Origin of the sequence: Microbacterium sp. USTB-Y (assembly GCF_023703415.1) — a bacterium.
Taxonomy (GTDB): domain Bacteria; phylum Actinomycetota; class Actinomycetes; order Actinomycetales; family Microbacteriaceae; genus Microbacterium.
Map to the genome: position 1 here is coordinate 189798 of NZ_JAGMTU010000001.1, position 14521 is coordinate 204318.

The 14521-nt window shown below is 72.8% G+C and carries 15 protein-coding genes; 5 read left to right on the plus strand and 10 right to left on the minus strand.

What is annotated here, in order from left to right:
* Position 1: 1 nt before the first annotated feature.
* The 4 genes from J8G10_RS00845 to J8G10_RS00860 all read right to left on the minus strand — a co-directional run bounded on the left by J8G10_RS00845 (position 2) and on the right by J8G10_RS00860 (position 3706).
* Positions 2 to 1003, minus strand: a complete 1002-nt coding sequence (locus J8G10_RS00845) for an ABC transporter permease (RefSeq protein WP_251438587.1) — start codon at positions 1001 to 1003, stop codon at positions 2 to 4.
* 13 nt (positions 1004 to 1016) lie between these two features.
* Positions 1017 to 2570, minus strand: coding sequence for an ABC transporter substrate-binding protein (locus J8G10_RS00850; RefSeq protein ID WP_251438588.1), 1554 nt, complete (start codon positions 2568 to 2570; stop codon positions 1017 to 1019).
* Positions 2571 to 2747: 177 nt separating this feature from the next.
* Positions 2748 to 3227, minus strand: coding sequence for a hypothetical protein (locus J8G10_RS00855; RefSeq protein WP_251438589.1), 480 nt, complete (start codon positions 3225 to 3227; stop codon positions 2748 to 2750).
* A gap of 5 nt (positions 3228 to 3232) precedes the next feature.
* On the minus strand, positions 3233 to 3706 hold the full coding sequence (locus J8G10_RS00860) for a hypothetical protein (RefSeq protein ID WP_251438590.1): 474 nt from the start codon (positions 3704 to 3706) through the stop codon (positions 3233 to 3235).
* Between the two features lie 218 nt (positions 3707 to 3924).
* On the opposite strand from J8G10_RS00860, the gene J8G10_RS00865 reads away from it, so the two are divergent.
* Entirely contained in the window at positions 3925 to 4785 is an 861-nt protein-coding gene (locus tag J8G10_RS00865; protein WP_251438591.1) for an AraC family transcriptional regulator, read from the plus strand.
* A 24-nt stretch (positions 4786 to 4809) separates the two neighbouring features.
* On the opposite strand, the gene J8G10_RS00870 is transcribed toward J8G10_RS00865, so the two are convergent.
* Positions 4810 to 5247, minus strand: a complete 438-nt coding sequence (locus J8G10_RS00870) for an Lrp/AsnC family transcriptional regulator (protein ID WP_251438592.1) — start codon at positions 5245 to 5247, stop codon at positions 4810 to 4812.
* A 151-nt stretch (positions 5248 to 5398) separates the two neighbouring features.
* Between J8G10_RS00870 and J8G10_RS00875 the strand changes: the two genes are divergently transcribed.
* From J8G10_RS00875 to J8G10_RS00885, 3 genes are read left to right on the plus strand one after another with little or no spacing between them, the layout of a single operon-like run.
* A complete protein-coding gene (locus J8G10_RS00875; RefSeq protein WP_251438593.1) occupies positions 5399 to 6541 on the plus strand; it encodes a thiamine pyrophosphate-dependent dehydrogenase E1 component subunit alpha in 1143 nt (380 codons plus the stop codon).
* Complete coding sequence (locus tag J8G10_RS00880) at positions 6538 to 7611, plus strand: alpha-ketoacid dehydrogenase subunit beta (protein ID WP_251438594.1); 1074 nt, start codon at positions 6538 to 6540, stop codon at positions 7609 to 7611. Before J8G10_RS00875 ends, J8G10_RS00880 begins: the two co-directional genes overlap by 4 nt.
* Entirely contained in the window at positions 7608 to 9119 is a 1512-nt protein-coding gene (locus J8G10_RS00885; RefSeq protein WP_251438595.1) for a dihydrolipoamide acetyltransferase family protein, read from the plus strand. Before J8G10_RS00880 ends, J8G10_RS00885 begins: the two co-directional genes overlap by 4 nt.
* Positions 9120 to 9183: 64 nt before the next feature.
* Here J8G10_RS00885 and J8G10_RS00890 read toward each other — a convergent pair whose 3' ends face one another.
* Genes J8G10_RS00890 through J8G10_RS00900 form a run of 3 tightly spaced genes read right to left on the minus strand, consistent with a single transcriptional unit; the run spans position 9184 to position 12109 of the window.
* Positions 9184 to 10578, minus strand: a complete 1395-nt coding sequence (locus J8G10_RS00890) for an amidase (protein WP_251438596.1) — start codon at positions 10576 to 10578, stop codon at positions 9184 to 9186.
* A complete protein-coding gene (locus J8G10_RS00895; RefSeq protein ID WP_251438597.1) occupies positions 10575 to 10745 on the minus strand; it encodes a hypothetical protein in 171 nt (56 codons plus the stop codon). Before J8G10_RS00895 ends, J8G10_RS00890 begins: the two co-directional genes overlap by 4 nt.
* Positions 10742 to 12109 (minus strand): hypothetical protein, encoded by a 1368-nt coding sequence (locus tag J8G10_RS00900; RefSeq protein ID WP_251438598.1) that lies wholly within the window; start codon positions 12107 to 12109, stop codon positions 10742 to 10744. The genes J8G10_RS00895 and J8G10_RS00900 overlap by 4 nt, the downstream gene beginning before the upstream one ends.
* A gap of 80 nt (positions 12110 to 12189) precedes the next feature.
* Between J8G10_RS00900 and J8G10_RS00905 the strand changes: the two genes are divergently transcribed.
* A complete protein-coding gene (locus tag J8G10_RS00905; protein WP_251438599.1) occupies positions 12190 to 13083 on the plus strand; it encodes a polysaccharide deacetylase family protein in 894 nt (297 codons plus the stop codon).
* Positions 13084 to 13124: 41 nt separating this feature from the next.
* On the opposite strand, the gene J8G10_RS00910 is transcribed toward J8G10_RS00905, so the two are convergent.
* Both J8G10_RS00910 and J8G10_RS00915 read right to left on the minus strand, forming a co-directional pair.
* Positions 13125 to 13883 (minus strand): hypothetical protein, encoded by a 759-nt coding sequence (locus J8G10_RS00910; RefSeq protein WP_251438600.1) that lies wholly within the window; start codon positions 13881 to 13883, stop codon positions 13125 to 13127.
* 4 nt (positions 13884 to 13887) lie between these two features.
* On the minus strand, positions 13888 to 14508 hold the full coding sequence (locus tag J8G10_RS00915; protein ID WP_251438601.1) for a cupin domain-containing protein: 621 nt from the start codon (positions 14506 to 14508) through the stop codon (positions 13888 to 13890).
* Positions 14509 to 14521: the final 13 nt, after the last annotated feature.

Here is a 14521-nt window from a genome sequence, read left to right on the forward strand (position 1 = left end):
GTCAGCCCCTCCCGCCCACGCGGACCAGATCCGCGACGAAGTTGAACACGAAGTAGATCGCGGCGATGATCAGCACGATCGCCTGGATCATGGGGATGTCGCGCGCCCCGATCGAGCGCAGCAGCAGCACGCCCATCCCCGGGTAGTTGAAGACGTACTCGGTGACCACGACGCCGCCGACCGTGAACGCGGCGACCAGGCTCGCGGCCGGGATCGCGGGCGCGAGCGCATTGGGCAGGGCGTGCACCAGCAGGATCCGCCAGCGTCCCACGCCCTTGAGCTCGGCCATCTCGACGTACTCGCTGCCGAGCACGTCGATCACCGCCGCGCGCACGAGCCGGCCGAGGTACATCACCCCGCCGATCACGAGCGTGAGCACCGGGAGCACGAGCTTGGCGGGCTGATCCCACGGGTGCGAGCCGATCGGGATGATCGAGACGGCGGGGAGGATCCGGAACACGGTCGTGCCGAACAGGAAGACCAGAAGCGTGCCGATGATGAAGTCGGGCAGCGCGTTGGCGACCATGGATCCGCCGAGGAAGACGCGGTCGAACCACCCGTCGCGGTACCGGGCGGCGAGCACGCCGACCAGCAGCGACAGCGGCAGGATGATCGCCACCGCGACGGCGGCGAGGAACAGGCTGTTGCCGAGCGGCGCGGCGAGGATCTGCACGACCGGCCGGTCGCCGGCCAGCGACATGCCGAAGTCGCCGTGCAGCACGCCGCCGAACCAGCGGCTGAACTGCACGAGCACCGGGTCGTTCAGGCCCAGCTGCTGCGACAGCGCGTGCACCCGCTCGGGGGTGGCGTGCGTGCCGAGCAGCACCGTGGCGGCGTTGCCGGGCATGATCTGCGTCGCGAAGAAGACGCACACCGCCACCAGCAGCAGCGTCACCACCGCCTGGACCAGCTTGCCGGCCGCCGGCCCGACCCACGCCAGCGGGCGGCGGGGACGGGCCGGCAGCGTCGCCAGCAGCTCGGTCGTGCTCATGGTCGTCGTCACCGGCCCGTCCTGCTCAGTCCGTGACCGTGACGCCGGCGAAAGACTCCGACGTGTGCCCGTAGGGGTCGGTGTGCAGGCCCTTGACCCGGGCGGAGTGCGGGGTCAGGTCCTTCGGCAGGGCGGGGATGATCGACGGCGAGTCCGCGTACTGCACGGCCTGCAGCTTCGCGATCACGGCGCACTGCGCGCTCGCGTCGGTGGTGTTGAACAGCTCGGTGGCGAGGTTCGCGAAGTCGGCGTTGTTCCAGTGCGAGGCGTTGTCCTGCCCGTCCGGGAGCAGGTGCCCCGGCATGCTCGTCAGGTAGGACGATCCGACCAGGTTGACGACGAACGGCCACTGCAGCCACTTGTCCAGCAGGGATCCGGTGTCCATCGTCTTGACGTTCACGGTCACGCCGATCTGCGCCGCGTCCTGGTTGATGAGCTGGGCGACCTCGGTCATGCCCTGGAACGCCCCGTCCGTGACGAGGTCGACGGTCAGGTCCGGCTTGCCGGCCTCGGCGAGCAGCTGCTTGGCCTTCTGCAGGTCCTGCTTCCGCTGCGGGAGGTCGGGGGCCGGGCATCCGCTCGCGAGATCGACGTCGTTGCCGACCTTCGCATAGCCGTTGTAGGCGGTCTCGACGACCGCGTCGCGGTCCACGATCAGCTGCAGCGCCTGGCGCACGCGCGGGTCGTCGAACGGCGCCACGTCGGTGCGCATGTCCAGCGTGAGATGGGTGGCGCTGTCGCTCTCCAGGAACTGGATGCCCGCCGCCTTGAGCGCGTCGACGTTCGACAGCGGCACCGCCGAGGTCAGGTCGATCTGGCCGCCCTGCAGCGCGTTCACGATCGCCTGCTGATCGGCGAAGAAGTACACCTCGAGCTTGTCGAAGCCGGGCTTCTCGCCCCAGTAGTCGTCGAAGCGGGTCAGGCTCGCCTGCTGGTTCGGCTCGAAGGATCCGACGGTGAACGGCCCGGTGCCGTCGACCTTCTTCTCGGTCGAGGTCTTGCCGATCATGGCGAGCTGCTCGTACGCCCAGGCGCTCGGGAAGATCCCGTACGGCTTGCTGAGCGTGAACTCCACCGTGAGGTCGTCGATCTTCTTGACCTCGTCCGGCGACACGAAGGACGAGATCTGCGTGATCGCGCCGAACGAGTCCTTGAGCTCGAACATCTTCCTGATGCTGAAGATCACGTCGTCTGCGCCGAAGGTCGCGCCGCTGTGCAGCGCGACGTCCGGGCGCAGCTTGACGGTCCACACGGTGTTGTCGGCGTTCGGGGTGAACGACTCCGCGAGCCCCATCTGCAGCACGCCCTTGTCGTCGAGGCGGGTCAGCGTGTCGAGGGTGTTCAGCCAGATCGCGCCCTCGCCCGCGGTGCTCTGCGCGACGTACGGGAACAGCGTGTCGTTGACGCTGCCGACCAGGCCGAGGTTCAGCGTGCCGGTCCCGGATCCGGCGGCGCCGGAGGGTCCAGCGCCGGATCCCGGGGAGGAGCAGGCGGCGAGCGCGGCGACGACGACCGCGGCGGTGAGGCCGGCCCCGAGACGGCGGGCGAGGCGACGGGAGCGGGATGGGGATGCGGACACGGTGTCTCCTTCGAACGGTGCTTGACGCGCTCGGCGGTGAGCGCGCGGAAGCGATCCTTCGGGCCGGATCGCGGGCCTGATGCGGTGCGGCGCCGCGGGCGCCGATGTTTCCGGGCGACGCGGCGACCGGGGGACGCGCACCGTGCGACGGAGCTGGATCCGCCGCACGGCCCGCGGTCAGGCGCCGGCCCTCGCGTCCTCGTCCGCGCGGCGATGCGAGGCGTAGTCCGGGCTCAGCGTGATCGCGATGAACGTGAACGGCCGGTCGACCCTCTCGAAGCCGAGCGGGCAGTGGTAGGTGCCCTTCGGGATGTAGACGGCGCCGGTGGTGGACACCAGGTGGCGCTCCCCCTCGATCGTCATGTACAGGTCGCCGCCGAGCTCGCCGGGATTCTCCGGGTCGTTGCCCATCCACACGAGGATCTCGTCGAAGTCGTCGTGCACGTGCTCGTGCACCCAGAAGGTCTCCTCGCCGATCGGCATCACCCAGCTGTAGGCCCCGAAGACGGTCGAGGCCGGCACGTCGAGCTGACGCATGATGCCGTACGGCACGCTGAGGTTCGGCGGCAGCGTCTCGCCGCCCGCCTCCCCCTCGTTCACCATGTCGTCGGCAACGACGTTCATGTCGACGATGAACAGGTCGTCATAAGCGCCCATGATGCTCAGGCCTGCGGGACGTTCTCGTCGGACGAGTAGCTGCCGTCGCTGGACAGCGAGATCGCGTTGAAGCGGATCGGCCGGGTCACCGTTCCCCAGTCGAGCGGGCAGTGCCGCACCCCTGCGGGGATGTAGACCGCGCCGGAGGTGTCGATCGTGTACTTCTCGCCGCCGATCCACAGGTAGGCCTCGCCGCCCAGGTCGTGCGGGTTCTCCGGGTCGCTGCCGAGGAACACCAGCACCTCGTCGTAGTCGTGCTCGTGCTCGTTGACCCAGTGGCTGCCCTCGTCAGTGGGGTGGATCCACGAGTACGTCATGTGGATCCTCGCCCCGGGCACGTCCTCGGCCCGCATGAGCGCGAACGCGTCGCCGATGTGCGCCGGCCGGGGCTCGCCCGTGGCGATCGCCCCCTCGTTGACGAGGTCGTCGCTGACGTCCCCCATGTGCCGCACGATGAGGTGCTCGTAAGTGCCGGTCATCTGTCCTCCTTCGGAATGTGCTCTCACGCTAGGGCGGCGGATCCGGGCTGCTCCAGGCACTCAGCACGGGTGCTCTGGCACTCCTGCACGGGCGCTCCCCCGCGCCGCCGCCGGCGCTCCGGCACCCCGCTTGCCCGCGCGCGCACGATCCTGTCCCCCGGGCGCGCCGCCTCGCTGCGCGTCTTGCGCGGCCGCCCCGCACCGCCTCCACTGGGTGCGTGAGGTCAACGCCGACTGCCCCCTCCGCGCGCGCCTTCGCGGAGTACAACATCGAGGAGCGCGCCACCACGCTGCACGGATCGGCCCTGGTGGGCTCATTCCGCGAGGACGGACCCGGTCCGCACATGACGCAGCCGCACCGGCACGACTTCGTCGAGCTGATCTGGATCTCGCAGGGATCCGGCGCCCACCTCATCGACACGTCGGAGTTCCGCGTCGCCCCGCGCACCCTGCACATCATCGCGCCCGGTCAGGTGCACTGCTGGAGCCCGGACGGACAGGCGCTGGACGGCACGCTCGTGCTGTTCCGCGAGGAGTTCCTGGTGAGCGCGGCGGATCTTCCGGCCCGCACGATCCGCGGCGGGATGACGGTGCCCGACGCCGCCACCGCCCGGCGCATCGACCGGATGCTGGAGGATCTGCGCGACGAGCTCGACGGCGACGCCGAGGACCGGGACGAGGTCGTGCGGTACCTGCTGTCGGCGCTCGTGACGATGTGCGCGCGCACGCGCATCGAGCCGGCCCGCCCCCGCCACACCCTGGCCCGGGCGTTCCTGCGGATCGTGCGCGCCGAACCCCGCGCCACCCTCACCGTGGCCGACTGCGCGCGGCGGCTGAACGTCACCGGCAACCACCTCGCCGAGGTCGTGGCCGCCGACCTCGGCCGCACACCGAGCGCCGTCATCCGCGCCGCCGTGCTGCTGGAGGCCGAGCGGCTGCTGTGCCGCACCGCGCTCACCTGCGCGCAGATCGCCGCCGAGCTGGACTTCGGGGACCCGTCGTACTTCTCCCGGTTCTTCCGCCGGGAGACCGGATCCACGCCCTCCGCCTACCGCAGCGCCCGCGGGCTCGTCGCCTGACCCGCGGCCGGTGATCCGCGGGCCTCAGCTCCGGCCGAAGTCCTCGAAGATCAGGGTGGTGCGCGTGGAGCGCACCGCGGAGATCGCCTGGATGTCCTCGAGCACGATCCGGCGGAGGTCGCGGGCGTCGCTCGCGCGCACGAGCAGGATCACATCGAAGTCCCCTCCCACGAGCGCCATGTGCTCGACCTCCGGGATCCGCTGCAGCTGCTCCTGCACCTCCTGCCACGCCGGCTGCTCGAGCGACAGCATCACGTACGCCGAGGCGTGGTGGCCGAGCAGCACCGGATCCGTGCGCACCGTGTAGCCGGTGATGACGCCGAGGTCGGTGAGGCGCTTGATGCGCGCGTGCGCCCCGGCGCGGGAGATGTGCACGGTCTCGGCGATCGCCGTCATCGAGACGCGCGCGTCTCGGCGCAGCTCGTCGAGGATCGCCCGGTCGATGTCGTCCAGCTCCGCCATGCGCACGCCTCTCGGTCGATGTATCAGTGACACTCTGACTCATTCTCAGGGCAAGAGAATGCAATCGTCCAGATTCTGCCGGAATCGATTGGACGAATGCACATCCGGAAGCACACTGGAGGCATCACGTTCGGCAAGGAAGGCGGACCCGATGCAGCACACCATGCCTGCCCAGAGCCACACCCGCGACGCGGATCCGCGCGAGCTGCTCCCCCGCGACGAGCCCGTGCAGCTCATCGACGAGACGGGCGCCGCCCGCGTCGACGACGACTACCCGATGCCCCCGGACGACGTGCTCGACCGGGCCTACCGCGGACTCGTCGAGGGACGCCGCATCAACGACCAGGCCAATGCGCTGGTGCGCCAGGGACGGCTCGCGGTCTACCCCTCTTCGCACGGCCAGGAGGCCTGCCAGATCGCCGCCTCCCTCATCCTCGGCGACGAGGACTGGCTGTTCCCGACCTACCGCGACTCCGTGTCGGTGATCGCGCGCGGTGTCTCCCCCGCCGACGCCATGGTGCTGCTGAAGGGCGACTGGCACTCCGGCTACGACCCGCGCGTCCACCGGGTCGCCCCGCAGACCACGCCGCTCGCGACCCAGCTGCTGCACGCGGCGGGCTTCGCCCAGGCCGCGAAGCACCGCGGCGAGGACACCGTGGTGCTGGCGATGTGCGGCGACGGATCCACGAGCGAGGGCGACTTCCACGAGGCGCTGAACTTCGCCGCGGTCTTCCACCTGCCCGTCGTGTTCTTCGTGCAGAACAACGAGTTCGCGATCTCGGTGCCGCTCTCCCGCCAGACCGCCGCGCCGTCGCTCGCGCACAAGGCGATCGGGTACGGCATGCCGGGCCGGCGCGTGGACGGCAACGACGTGGCGGCCCTGCTCGCGGTCCTGGGCGTCGCGGTCGAGCAGGCCCGCGCGGGCGGCGGGCCCACGCTCGTCGAGGCGCACACCTATCGCATGCAGGCGCACACGAACGCCGACGACGACACCCGCTACCGCGAGCGCGCCGAGGTGCAGGCCTGGGCGCAGAAGGATCCGCTGACCCGCCTCCGCACGCATCTGACCTCACGCGGCCTCCTCGACGAGGCGCGGGAGCAGCAGCTCGCCGAGGGGGCGGAGACGATCGCCGCGGCGCTCCGCGAGGCGCTCAACACCGACGCCGACCTCGACCCCGAGGACCTGTTCCGCTTCGTGCGGAGCACCCGGTCTGCGCAGCTGCAGGAGCAGTGGCAGCAGCTGCGCGACGAACTGGAGCGATCCGGATCCATCTCCGAAGGAGGCACCCGATGACCATCGCGCACGAGGACGTCCGCGTGGATGCCGCACACCCCCAGACCCCGGCGGCTCCGACCGTGCAGACGATGACGATGGCGGCGGCGCTCAACCGCGCCCTCGCCGATGCCATCGAGGCCGATCCCGACGTCGTCGTGTTCGGCGAGGACGTCGGCGCCCTCGGCGGCGTGTTCCGCATCACCGACGGCCTGACCGCGCGCTACGGCGAGGACCGCTGCTTCGACACCCCGCTCGCGGAGTCGGGCATCGTCGGCACCGCCGTCGGCATGGCGATGAATGGCATGCGCCCCGTGATCGAGATGCAGTTCGACGCCTTCGCGCTGCCCGCCTTCGAGCAGGTCGTCAGCCACGTCGCCAAGCTCGGCAACCGCACCCGCGGCGCACTGCGGATGCCGATGGTCATCCGCATCCCCACGGGCGGCGGCATCGGCGGCGTGGAGCACCACTGCGACTCCTCCGAGGCGTACTACGCGCACACACCGGGACTCACCGTCGTCTGCCCGTCCACCCCGCAGGACGCGTACTCGCTGCTGCGCGCGGCGATCGCCTCGCCGGATCCGGTGATCTTCCTCGAGCCGAAGAAGCTCTACTGGACCAAGGGGGAGGTCGACACCTCGATCGTCACGGCGATCGGATCCGCCCGCATCGCCCGCGAGGGCGCCGACGTCACCCTCATCTCCTACGGCTCCTCGGTCGCCACCTGCCTCGAGGCCGCCGAGATCGCCGCCGCGGAGGGACGCAGCGTGCAGGTGGTCGACGTGCGCACCCTCACCCCGATCGACGACGCGACGATCACCGCCGCCGTGCGCTCGACGGGCCGCGCCGTGGTGGTCGCCGAGGCACCGGGCTTCGCGAGCGTGGCCAGCGAGATCCAGTCCCGGGTGTTCGAGCGCTGCTTCGAGTTCCTCGAGGCGCCCGTGCGCAAGGTCACCGGCTTCGACACCCCCTTCGCCCCGCCGAAGTTCGAGCACTGGTACCTCCCCGACGCCGACCGGGTGCTGGACGCGCTGGACACGCTGCACTTCGACGAGGACGCGCACGACGAGACCACGGGAGGTGCACGATGACCACGATCGCGCCGCGTGTGTTCCGCCTCCCGGATCTCGGCGAGGGCCTCACCGAAGCGGGCCTGGTGCAGTGGCTGGTCCAGGTCGGCGACACGATCCGCACCGACCAGCCGATCGCCGAGGTCGAGACGGCCAAGAGCGTCGTCGAGCTGCCGTCGCCGTTCGCCGGCGTCGTCACGGCGCTGCACGGCGAACCGGGCGGCACCATCGACGTGGGCGCCCCCGTGCTCGAGGTCGCCGACCCCGACGCCGCCCTCCCCTCCGACCTGTCCGCGGCGGTCGCGGTCGAAGCGGTCTCGGTCGAGAAGGAGGCCTATCGCGCCGAGGAGCGGGCCGGATCCGGTTCCGGCAACGTGCTCATCGGCTACGGCACCAGCGAGCGGGCGGGATCCGGCCGCCGCAGAGCGCGCCGCACCGCGGGCCCGGTGCGCGGCGACGGCTCCCCCGCGGGCCGCCCGAGCGTCACGCCCCCCGCGCCGGCGGCCGACGACGCCCCGCGGCCGCTCGCGGACCGCACCCCCGCGCCGGCGGAGCCGACGGACGGGGAGCGCCCGCCCCGGGGCCCGGTCGCCGTGCGCTCCCCCCTCGTGCGCCGGCTCGCCCGCGACCTCGGCGTCGACGTGCGCCGCATCGCCGCGACCGGATCCGACGGCGCCGTGACCCGGGCCGACGTGCTCCGCGCGGCGGTGGATCAGGCCGTCGACGGCGTCTCGCTGCAGGCGCTCCACGCCGGCGGCGCCGCAGCGCCCCGGGCCGTCCCGGGCGCGGCGACATCCGCGGCGCCGTCGGCGGGCGAGAGCCTGGACGGCCTCGTGGTCGCGTCCCGGGAGCGCATGTCGCCGCTGCGCAAGGCGGTGAGCGCCAAGCTCGCCCGCAGCCGCTCCGAGATCCCCGAGGCGACCGTCTGGGTCGACGTCGACGTCACCGAGCTGTGGGCGCTGCGCGCCGCGATGGCCCCCGAGGGCGGCCGCGCGCCGTCGCTCACCGCGCTCGTCGCCCGTTTCGTGCTCATCGCGCTGGCCGAGCACCCGCTGCTCGGCTCCCGGCTCAGCGACGACGCATCCGAGATCATCTCCTTCGCCGGGGTGAACCTCGGCGTCGCCGCCGACACCGACCGCGGGCTCATGGTTCCGGTGATCCCCCGGGCGCACGAGCTCAGCGTCGACGAGCTCGACCTCGCGCTGCGCGAGCTCGCCGCGACCGCGCGCGCCGGCGCCATGCCCCCGGAGCGGCTGCGGGGATCCACCTTCACGCTCAACAACTACGGCGGGCTCGGCGTCGACGGGTCCGCGGCGATCATCAACCACCCCGACGTCGCGATCCTCGGCATCGGCCGGATGATCGAGCGCCCCTGGGTCGTCGACGGCGCCGTCGTGGCCCGCCGGATCGCCCAGCTCTCGCTCGTCTTCGACCACCGGGTGTGCGACGGCGGCTACGCGGCGTCGTTCCTGCGCCGTGTGATGCAGCTCCTGGAGCACCCGGCCCGCGCCTTCGGCCGGGTGCGCTGACCTGCGGCCGGGACTCGGCCCGCTTCGAGGCGCGTCCCGGCCGCTCCGCGTGCGGCGCGGAGCCTCAGCGCGGATCGAGCGGCACCCTCGCCCGCCACGGCGCCGCCTGCTCGTAGCGCTCGGCGAGGGCGAGGATCACGGCGTCGCCGTGAGCGCGTCCGAGCAGGTGCATGCCGACCGGGCCGGCTTCGACCTCCCCGCAGGCGACGCTGAGCCCGGGCAGGCCGGTGAGGTTCGCCGCGCAGAGCATCCGCAGTGCGCTGCCGAGCCCTTCGGCGTCGTCTGCGCTGGTCAGCTCGGCGGCCATGGAGGCGAGCCGGGGAGCGCCCGCCGGCAGCGTCGGACCGACCAGCGCGTCGAGACCGCGCGCCGCGAGCAGCTTCTCGATGCGGGCGCGCAGCGCGGGGCGCAGGCGCAGCGCGAGCTCGACGTCGTCGGTGCGCAGGAGCGCGCCCGACGCGATCATGACCCGGGTCTCCGGCAGGTAGTCGCCCGCGGCGGCGCGCAGCCGCAGCCGGTGCAGGGCCGCAGCCTCGGACAGCGATACGACCAGGCCGGCGGTGAGCGCGAGATCGAGATCGGAGGCGTCCACCTCCACGACCTCGATCCCCTCGTGCTCCAGTACGGCGAGCGCCTCGTCGACGAGGGCGCGCACCGCGGCGGTCACGCCCCAGCGCTCCCACTGCGCGCGATCGACGCCGACGCGCCCGGCGACCACGCGCCCGGCGGCGCCGGCGACCGAGCCGCCGAAGCGCTCACGCAGCACGGCGGGCTCCGAGATCGCGTCGAGCACGAGCGCCGCGCCGCGCACCGACGCGGCGATCGGGCCGATCGCGTCCATCGTGCCGCTCACCGTCATCGAGCCGATGCGCGACACCAGTCCGGCACTCGGCTTGAGACCGACCAGGCCGTTGATCGACGCCGGGTTGCGCACCGACCCGCCGGTGTCCGTGCCGAGCGCCGCGGGCACCGCACCGACCGCGACGGCGACGCCGGAGCCGATGCTGGATCCGCCCGCGTAGCGCTCCGGGTCGCGGGGGTTGCGGGTGGGCGGGCTGCCCTGCCCGAAGGCGAACTCATAGGTGACGGTCTTGCCGAGCAGCACGCCGCCCGCTGCGCGCAGGCGCGCGACGGCGACGGCGTCGTGCACCGCGGGCGTCGCATCCCGGAACACGGCGGATCCGCCGCGGGTCGGCATCCCCGCCACGTCGATCACGTCCTTGACGCCGATCGGGATCCCGTCCAGCGGCCCGCGAGCCCGGCCCGCTTCGCGGCGCTCGTCACTCGCCCTGGCCGCGGCGAGCGCGCCCTTCTCGTCGACGTGCGCCCAGGCGTGCACCCGCTCCTCGGTCGCGCCGATGCGCTCGATCGCCGCCGCCACGAGCCGCGCGCTGGTGGTGCGTCCCTCGGCGAGCGCGGTCGCCGCCTCCGGGACGCCGTCGCGCCAGGGCTCGCTCACCGGTCCGTCTCCTCGGTGAGGAGCCGTGCCGCATCGCGACGGAACGCCGGCAGTCCCGCGCGCAGGTCATCGATCGCCGCGGCCACGGCCGCCGCATCCTGCGCCGCGAGCTCTGCGCCCAGCAGATCCCGCACCACGGCGAGGTCTCGCAGGTCGAGTCCGGTCATGCCGCGGTGCCCTGCAGGAGACGTCCGTGCCGCACGACGTCCTCCCCGCCGACGAGGACGGCGACCACGTCGCGCAGATCGGCGCGCCGCGCGATCACGACGTCGGCCGGCGCTCCGCGGCGCAGCATCGCGCCGCCCTCGACGAGGCCGGGTACGAGGGCGGCAGGCACCGAGGTGACCATCTCGACGGCCTCGGCGAGCGTGCGATGCCCGGCGTCGATGACGTCCTGCACCGCGGCGATGAGCGGATCGTGCCGTCCGTCGTGCCCGTAGTCGGTGGCGATCACGTCGACGAGCCCGCTGCCCGCCAGGAGCGCGTCCCAGTGCTCTCTGGTGCGCACCGTCTCCCGCGCCTCGAGCAGATCGAAGACGCTCGCCTCCCCGTACCAGCCGGCGTCGCGGCCGGCCTCGGCGAGTCGCACCGCCTCCTCCACCGTGTGGGAGGTGTGGTTGACGTGCCCGGCGATCACGGTCGCGTGGCGGCCCGGTTCGGCCAGCAGCGCGCGCAGCAGGTCCGCCGTGGCGGCCGCGGAGTGCACGAGCGCGGGCACGCCGAGCCGCCCGGCTGCTGCGACCCCCTCACGGATCCCGGCCCTGGCCTGCGCGATCGAGGGCATCACCGTGCCGGACACCAGGGCGCGCAGCTCCGCCACCGGGACGTCGTCGAGTCCGGCCTCGGCGGCGCGCTCCGCGAACAGCTCGGGGTCACCGGCCCCCTCCTCCAGGAACCGCCCCAGCAGCGCCTCTTTGAGAGCACGGGCCTGCTCCTGCGTGACGGTGCGACCGGTGCGCCGCCGGATCGCGGCAGGGAGGTACACGAGGTCCTGCCCGCCGCCGCCGAGCGTCTGCCCGCCGCCGAGCTCGCCGATCGCGACCGCTCCGTCCTCGAGCATCCGCTCGACGGTCATCGCGCGGTGCTCGGATCCGAGTCCGGCGCCGTCCGCGGCGAGCGCGGCGGCGAGCGCACCGGGCGTGTGCGCCGTGGCCCCGCGCACGTGGACGGCGTGCCGGCGGTCGGCCTCGCGGATCTCGTCCATCGTCCCGAGCCCGCACGTGCTGAGCACGGTCGTCGTTCCGGCGGCGAGGTGGCGATCGAGATGCCCGCGCCAGCGCTCCTCCGGCAGCGGCGCGGCGCCGCTCGGGAACAGGGGCGACGGACTCACCCCGTGGGCGTGCAGGTTCACCAGGCCGGGGAGCACGGCGCAGTCCGGCACGTCGACGATCCGGCCTGCGAACGGCTCCGCGGCGCTGCGCGCGCCGAGGACGTCGAGGATCCGGCCGTTCTCGATGACGACGCCGCCGCCCTCGATGGTCCTGCCCCCGGTCGCGGGGACCACGACCCCTGCTCGGATCAGCGTCCGCATCGCCGCTTCCTCTCGACGCCGGCCTCCTCGCCGGATAGATTCATCATATCGAAGTATCTTCACTATAACCAGGAGGATCGATGACGGCCTTCCCGCTCCCCCGCGACCTGCGCGGCTACGGCGAGCACCCGCCGGACGTGCGCTGGCCCGGGGGCGCCCGCGTCGCCGTCTCCCTCGTGGTGAACATCGAGGACGGCGCCGAGCGCAGCATCGCCCGGGGCGGCGTCGCCGACGATCTCGGAGCGCACTGGCTGCGCCACCGACCCCTGCCGGGCAGCCGCGACCTCGATCTGGAGTCCGCGTTCGAGTACGGCGCCCGCAGCGGGATCTGGCGGGTGCTGCGCACACTGCGCCGGCACGAGGCCAGGGCGACCGCGTTCTGCTGCGCCACCGCTCTGCAGGCGAACCCGACCGTCGCCCGCGCCCTCGTGCGCGACGGGCACGAGATCGCGGACCACGGCCTCGGCTGGGACGCGCACTCGGCGCTCGCCCCCGAGGTCGAGGCCGGCCTCATGCACCGCTCGCGCCGGATCATCGAAGACCTCACCGGCGTGCGGCCCACGACCTGGTACTCGCGCGACGGCCTGACGCTGCACTCACGCAGCGCGATGCTCGGCGAGGGGTTCGACTACGACTCGAACAGCTTCGACGACGACCTGCCGCATCCGGGCGCGGACGGCCTCCCGCTTCCGGTGATCCCGTACGCCGGAGACACCAACGACTCGGCGCTGCTCTCGCAGTACCCGACCGGCGCCGCCTTCTCGTCGTTCCTGTGCGGCGCGCTCGACCTGCTCGGGACCGAGCCGCGGCGGGGCCCCTCGGTGCTCAGCGTGGGACTGCACCCGCGCATCATCGGGCGGCCGGCGTACATCGGCGCCCTCGACGCCTTCCTCTCGCGCGCCGCCGACGCCGGTGCGTGGATCGCCACCCGCCGGGACATCGCCGCGGCCTGGGCCTCCGCGACCTCCGCCTGAAGGGCCGAGCTACGACGAGCCGCGGGCGAGCGCGGCTGCCCTCAGGACGCGAGGAGCGCGCCCCAGCCCGCGATCGCGCGGCGCGCACCGGCTCGGCGGAGCAGGTGCCAGAGCGTGGCCGTCGCACTGTCGACCACGGGGATCCCGTATTCGGCCTCGAACGCGGCGACCCGATAGGCGGAGCGCAGATTGGTGCCGATGCAGACCACTCCGTCGACGCCGTCGCGGAACGCCGGCCGCATCAGGGCATCGATCCGATCGCCGCCCACCCGGGCGATCTCGGCATTGGCCAGCTGGACGTCCGGCACCGAGATCACCGGCATCCCGATGCCGTCGGCCGCATACTGCACGACGATGTCCTCGGCGATCGCCCGAGGACCGGGGAAGACGAGCCCCACCCGCTCCAGGCCCAGCTCGGCGAGCGCGGCGCGCACCGCGAGCGTCGCCGTCGTGGCCGGCGCCCCGACCACCGTCTCGAGCTGGGCGCAGAGCGAGCGCTCCCCGGCGAACCCGGTCCAGGATCCGGAGGTGCCGTGGAAGGCCACGGCATCCGGCTCCGCGTCGGCCAGGAGGGCCGGGGCGTCGCCGAGGACGCCCGCGTCGATCCGGTCGCCGAGGTCGGCCGGCAGCCGGAACCGGCTGAAGTGCGCGGAGACGTCGTCCTCGGCGGCGAGCATGCGCAGGATCGACGACTCGGCATTCGAGTTCGAGGAGGGCACCAGCACGCCCAGGCGGCGGGACGGCCCGGGTGCGACGCCCACGGGAACGGCGCCCGCGTCGTGCGGGCTCTGCGCGCTCACGGTCTCAGTGCGCCCGGCCGAGCGACGGCGGCGTGGAGATCGCGAGCATCACGGCCGCGGAGTCCGTGCGGTTGCTCCACCAGTGCGGCAGCGAGGCGTCGTAGGTGAGGCTGTCTCCTGCCTCGAGCTCGACCTCGCGTCCGGCGACGGACGCCACGAGACTCCCGGCCGTCACCATGACGCATTCCTCGCCCTCGTGCGAATGGGGCACGCTGGCGCCGTCGAAGTGCGCGGGGATCGTCATGTTGACGACCCCGAGCTTGCGCTCCGAGTCGGGCACGATGAGTTCCATGATGATGCCCTGCGACGGGATCTCGATGCGCCGGCGGTCCGCACGGCGCACCACCATGTGGTCGTTGCCGGCATCGGGATCCGCGAACATGCTCGCAAGCGGAAGATCGAGCGAGTTCGCGAGCCGCAGCAGCGTCGCGAACGACGGATTGCCGATGCCGCGCTCGATCTGGCTGATCAGCCCGGCGCTGACGCCCGCGCGCTCCGCGAGCTCCTCGACCGTGTAGCGGCCTGTGCGCTGCTCGCGCAGCTGCGCCCCGAGATGCGAGATCCAGAAGTCGCGATCCGGTCCTTCGTCCGTCGTCGGCTTCGCCGCTGCTGCCGTCCCGTCCACAGGCCGTCCTTCG

Bases quoted from the DNA above. Each gene is read 5' to 3' on its own strand.
- J8G10_RS00870 (WP_251438592.1), bottom strand. From the start codon at position 5,247: ATGGCGGAGCTGGACGACATCGACCGGGCGATCCTCGACGAGCTGCGC.
- J8G10_RS00885 (WP_251438595.1), top strand. From the start codon at position 7,608: ATGACCACGATCGCGCCGCGTGTGTTCCGCCTCCCGGATCTCGGCGAG.
- J8G10_RS00900 (WP_251438598.1), bottom strand. From the start codon at position 12,109: ATGCGGACGCTGATCCGAGCAGGGGTCGTGGTCCCCGCGACCGGGGGC.
- J8G10_RS00875 (WP_251438593.1), top strand. From the start codon at position 5,399: ATGCAGCACACCATGCCTGCCCAGAGCCACACCCGCGACGCGGATCCG.
- J8G10_RS00905 (WP_251438599.1), top strand. From the start codon at position 12,190: ATGACGGCCTTCCCGCTCCCCCGCGACCTGCGCGGCTACGGCGAGCAC.
- J8G10_RS00895 (WP_251438597.1), bottom strand. From the start codon at position 10,745: ATGACCGGACTCGACCTGCGAGACCTCGCCGTGGTGCGGGATCTGCTG.
- J8G10_RS00855 (WP_251438589.1), bottom strand. From the start codon at position 3,227: ATGGGCGCTTATGACGACCTGTTCATCGTCGACATGAACGTCGTTGCC.
- J8G10_RS00880 (WP_251438594.1), top strand. From the start codon at position 6,538: ATGACCATCGCGCACGAGGACGTCCGCGTGGATGCCGCACACCCCCAG.
- J8G10_RS00860 (WP_251438590.1), bottom strand. From the start codon at position 3,706: ATGACCGGCACTTACGAGCACCTCATCGTGCGGCACATGGGGGACGTC.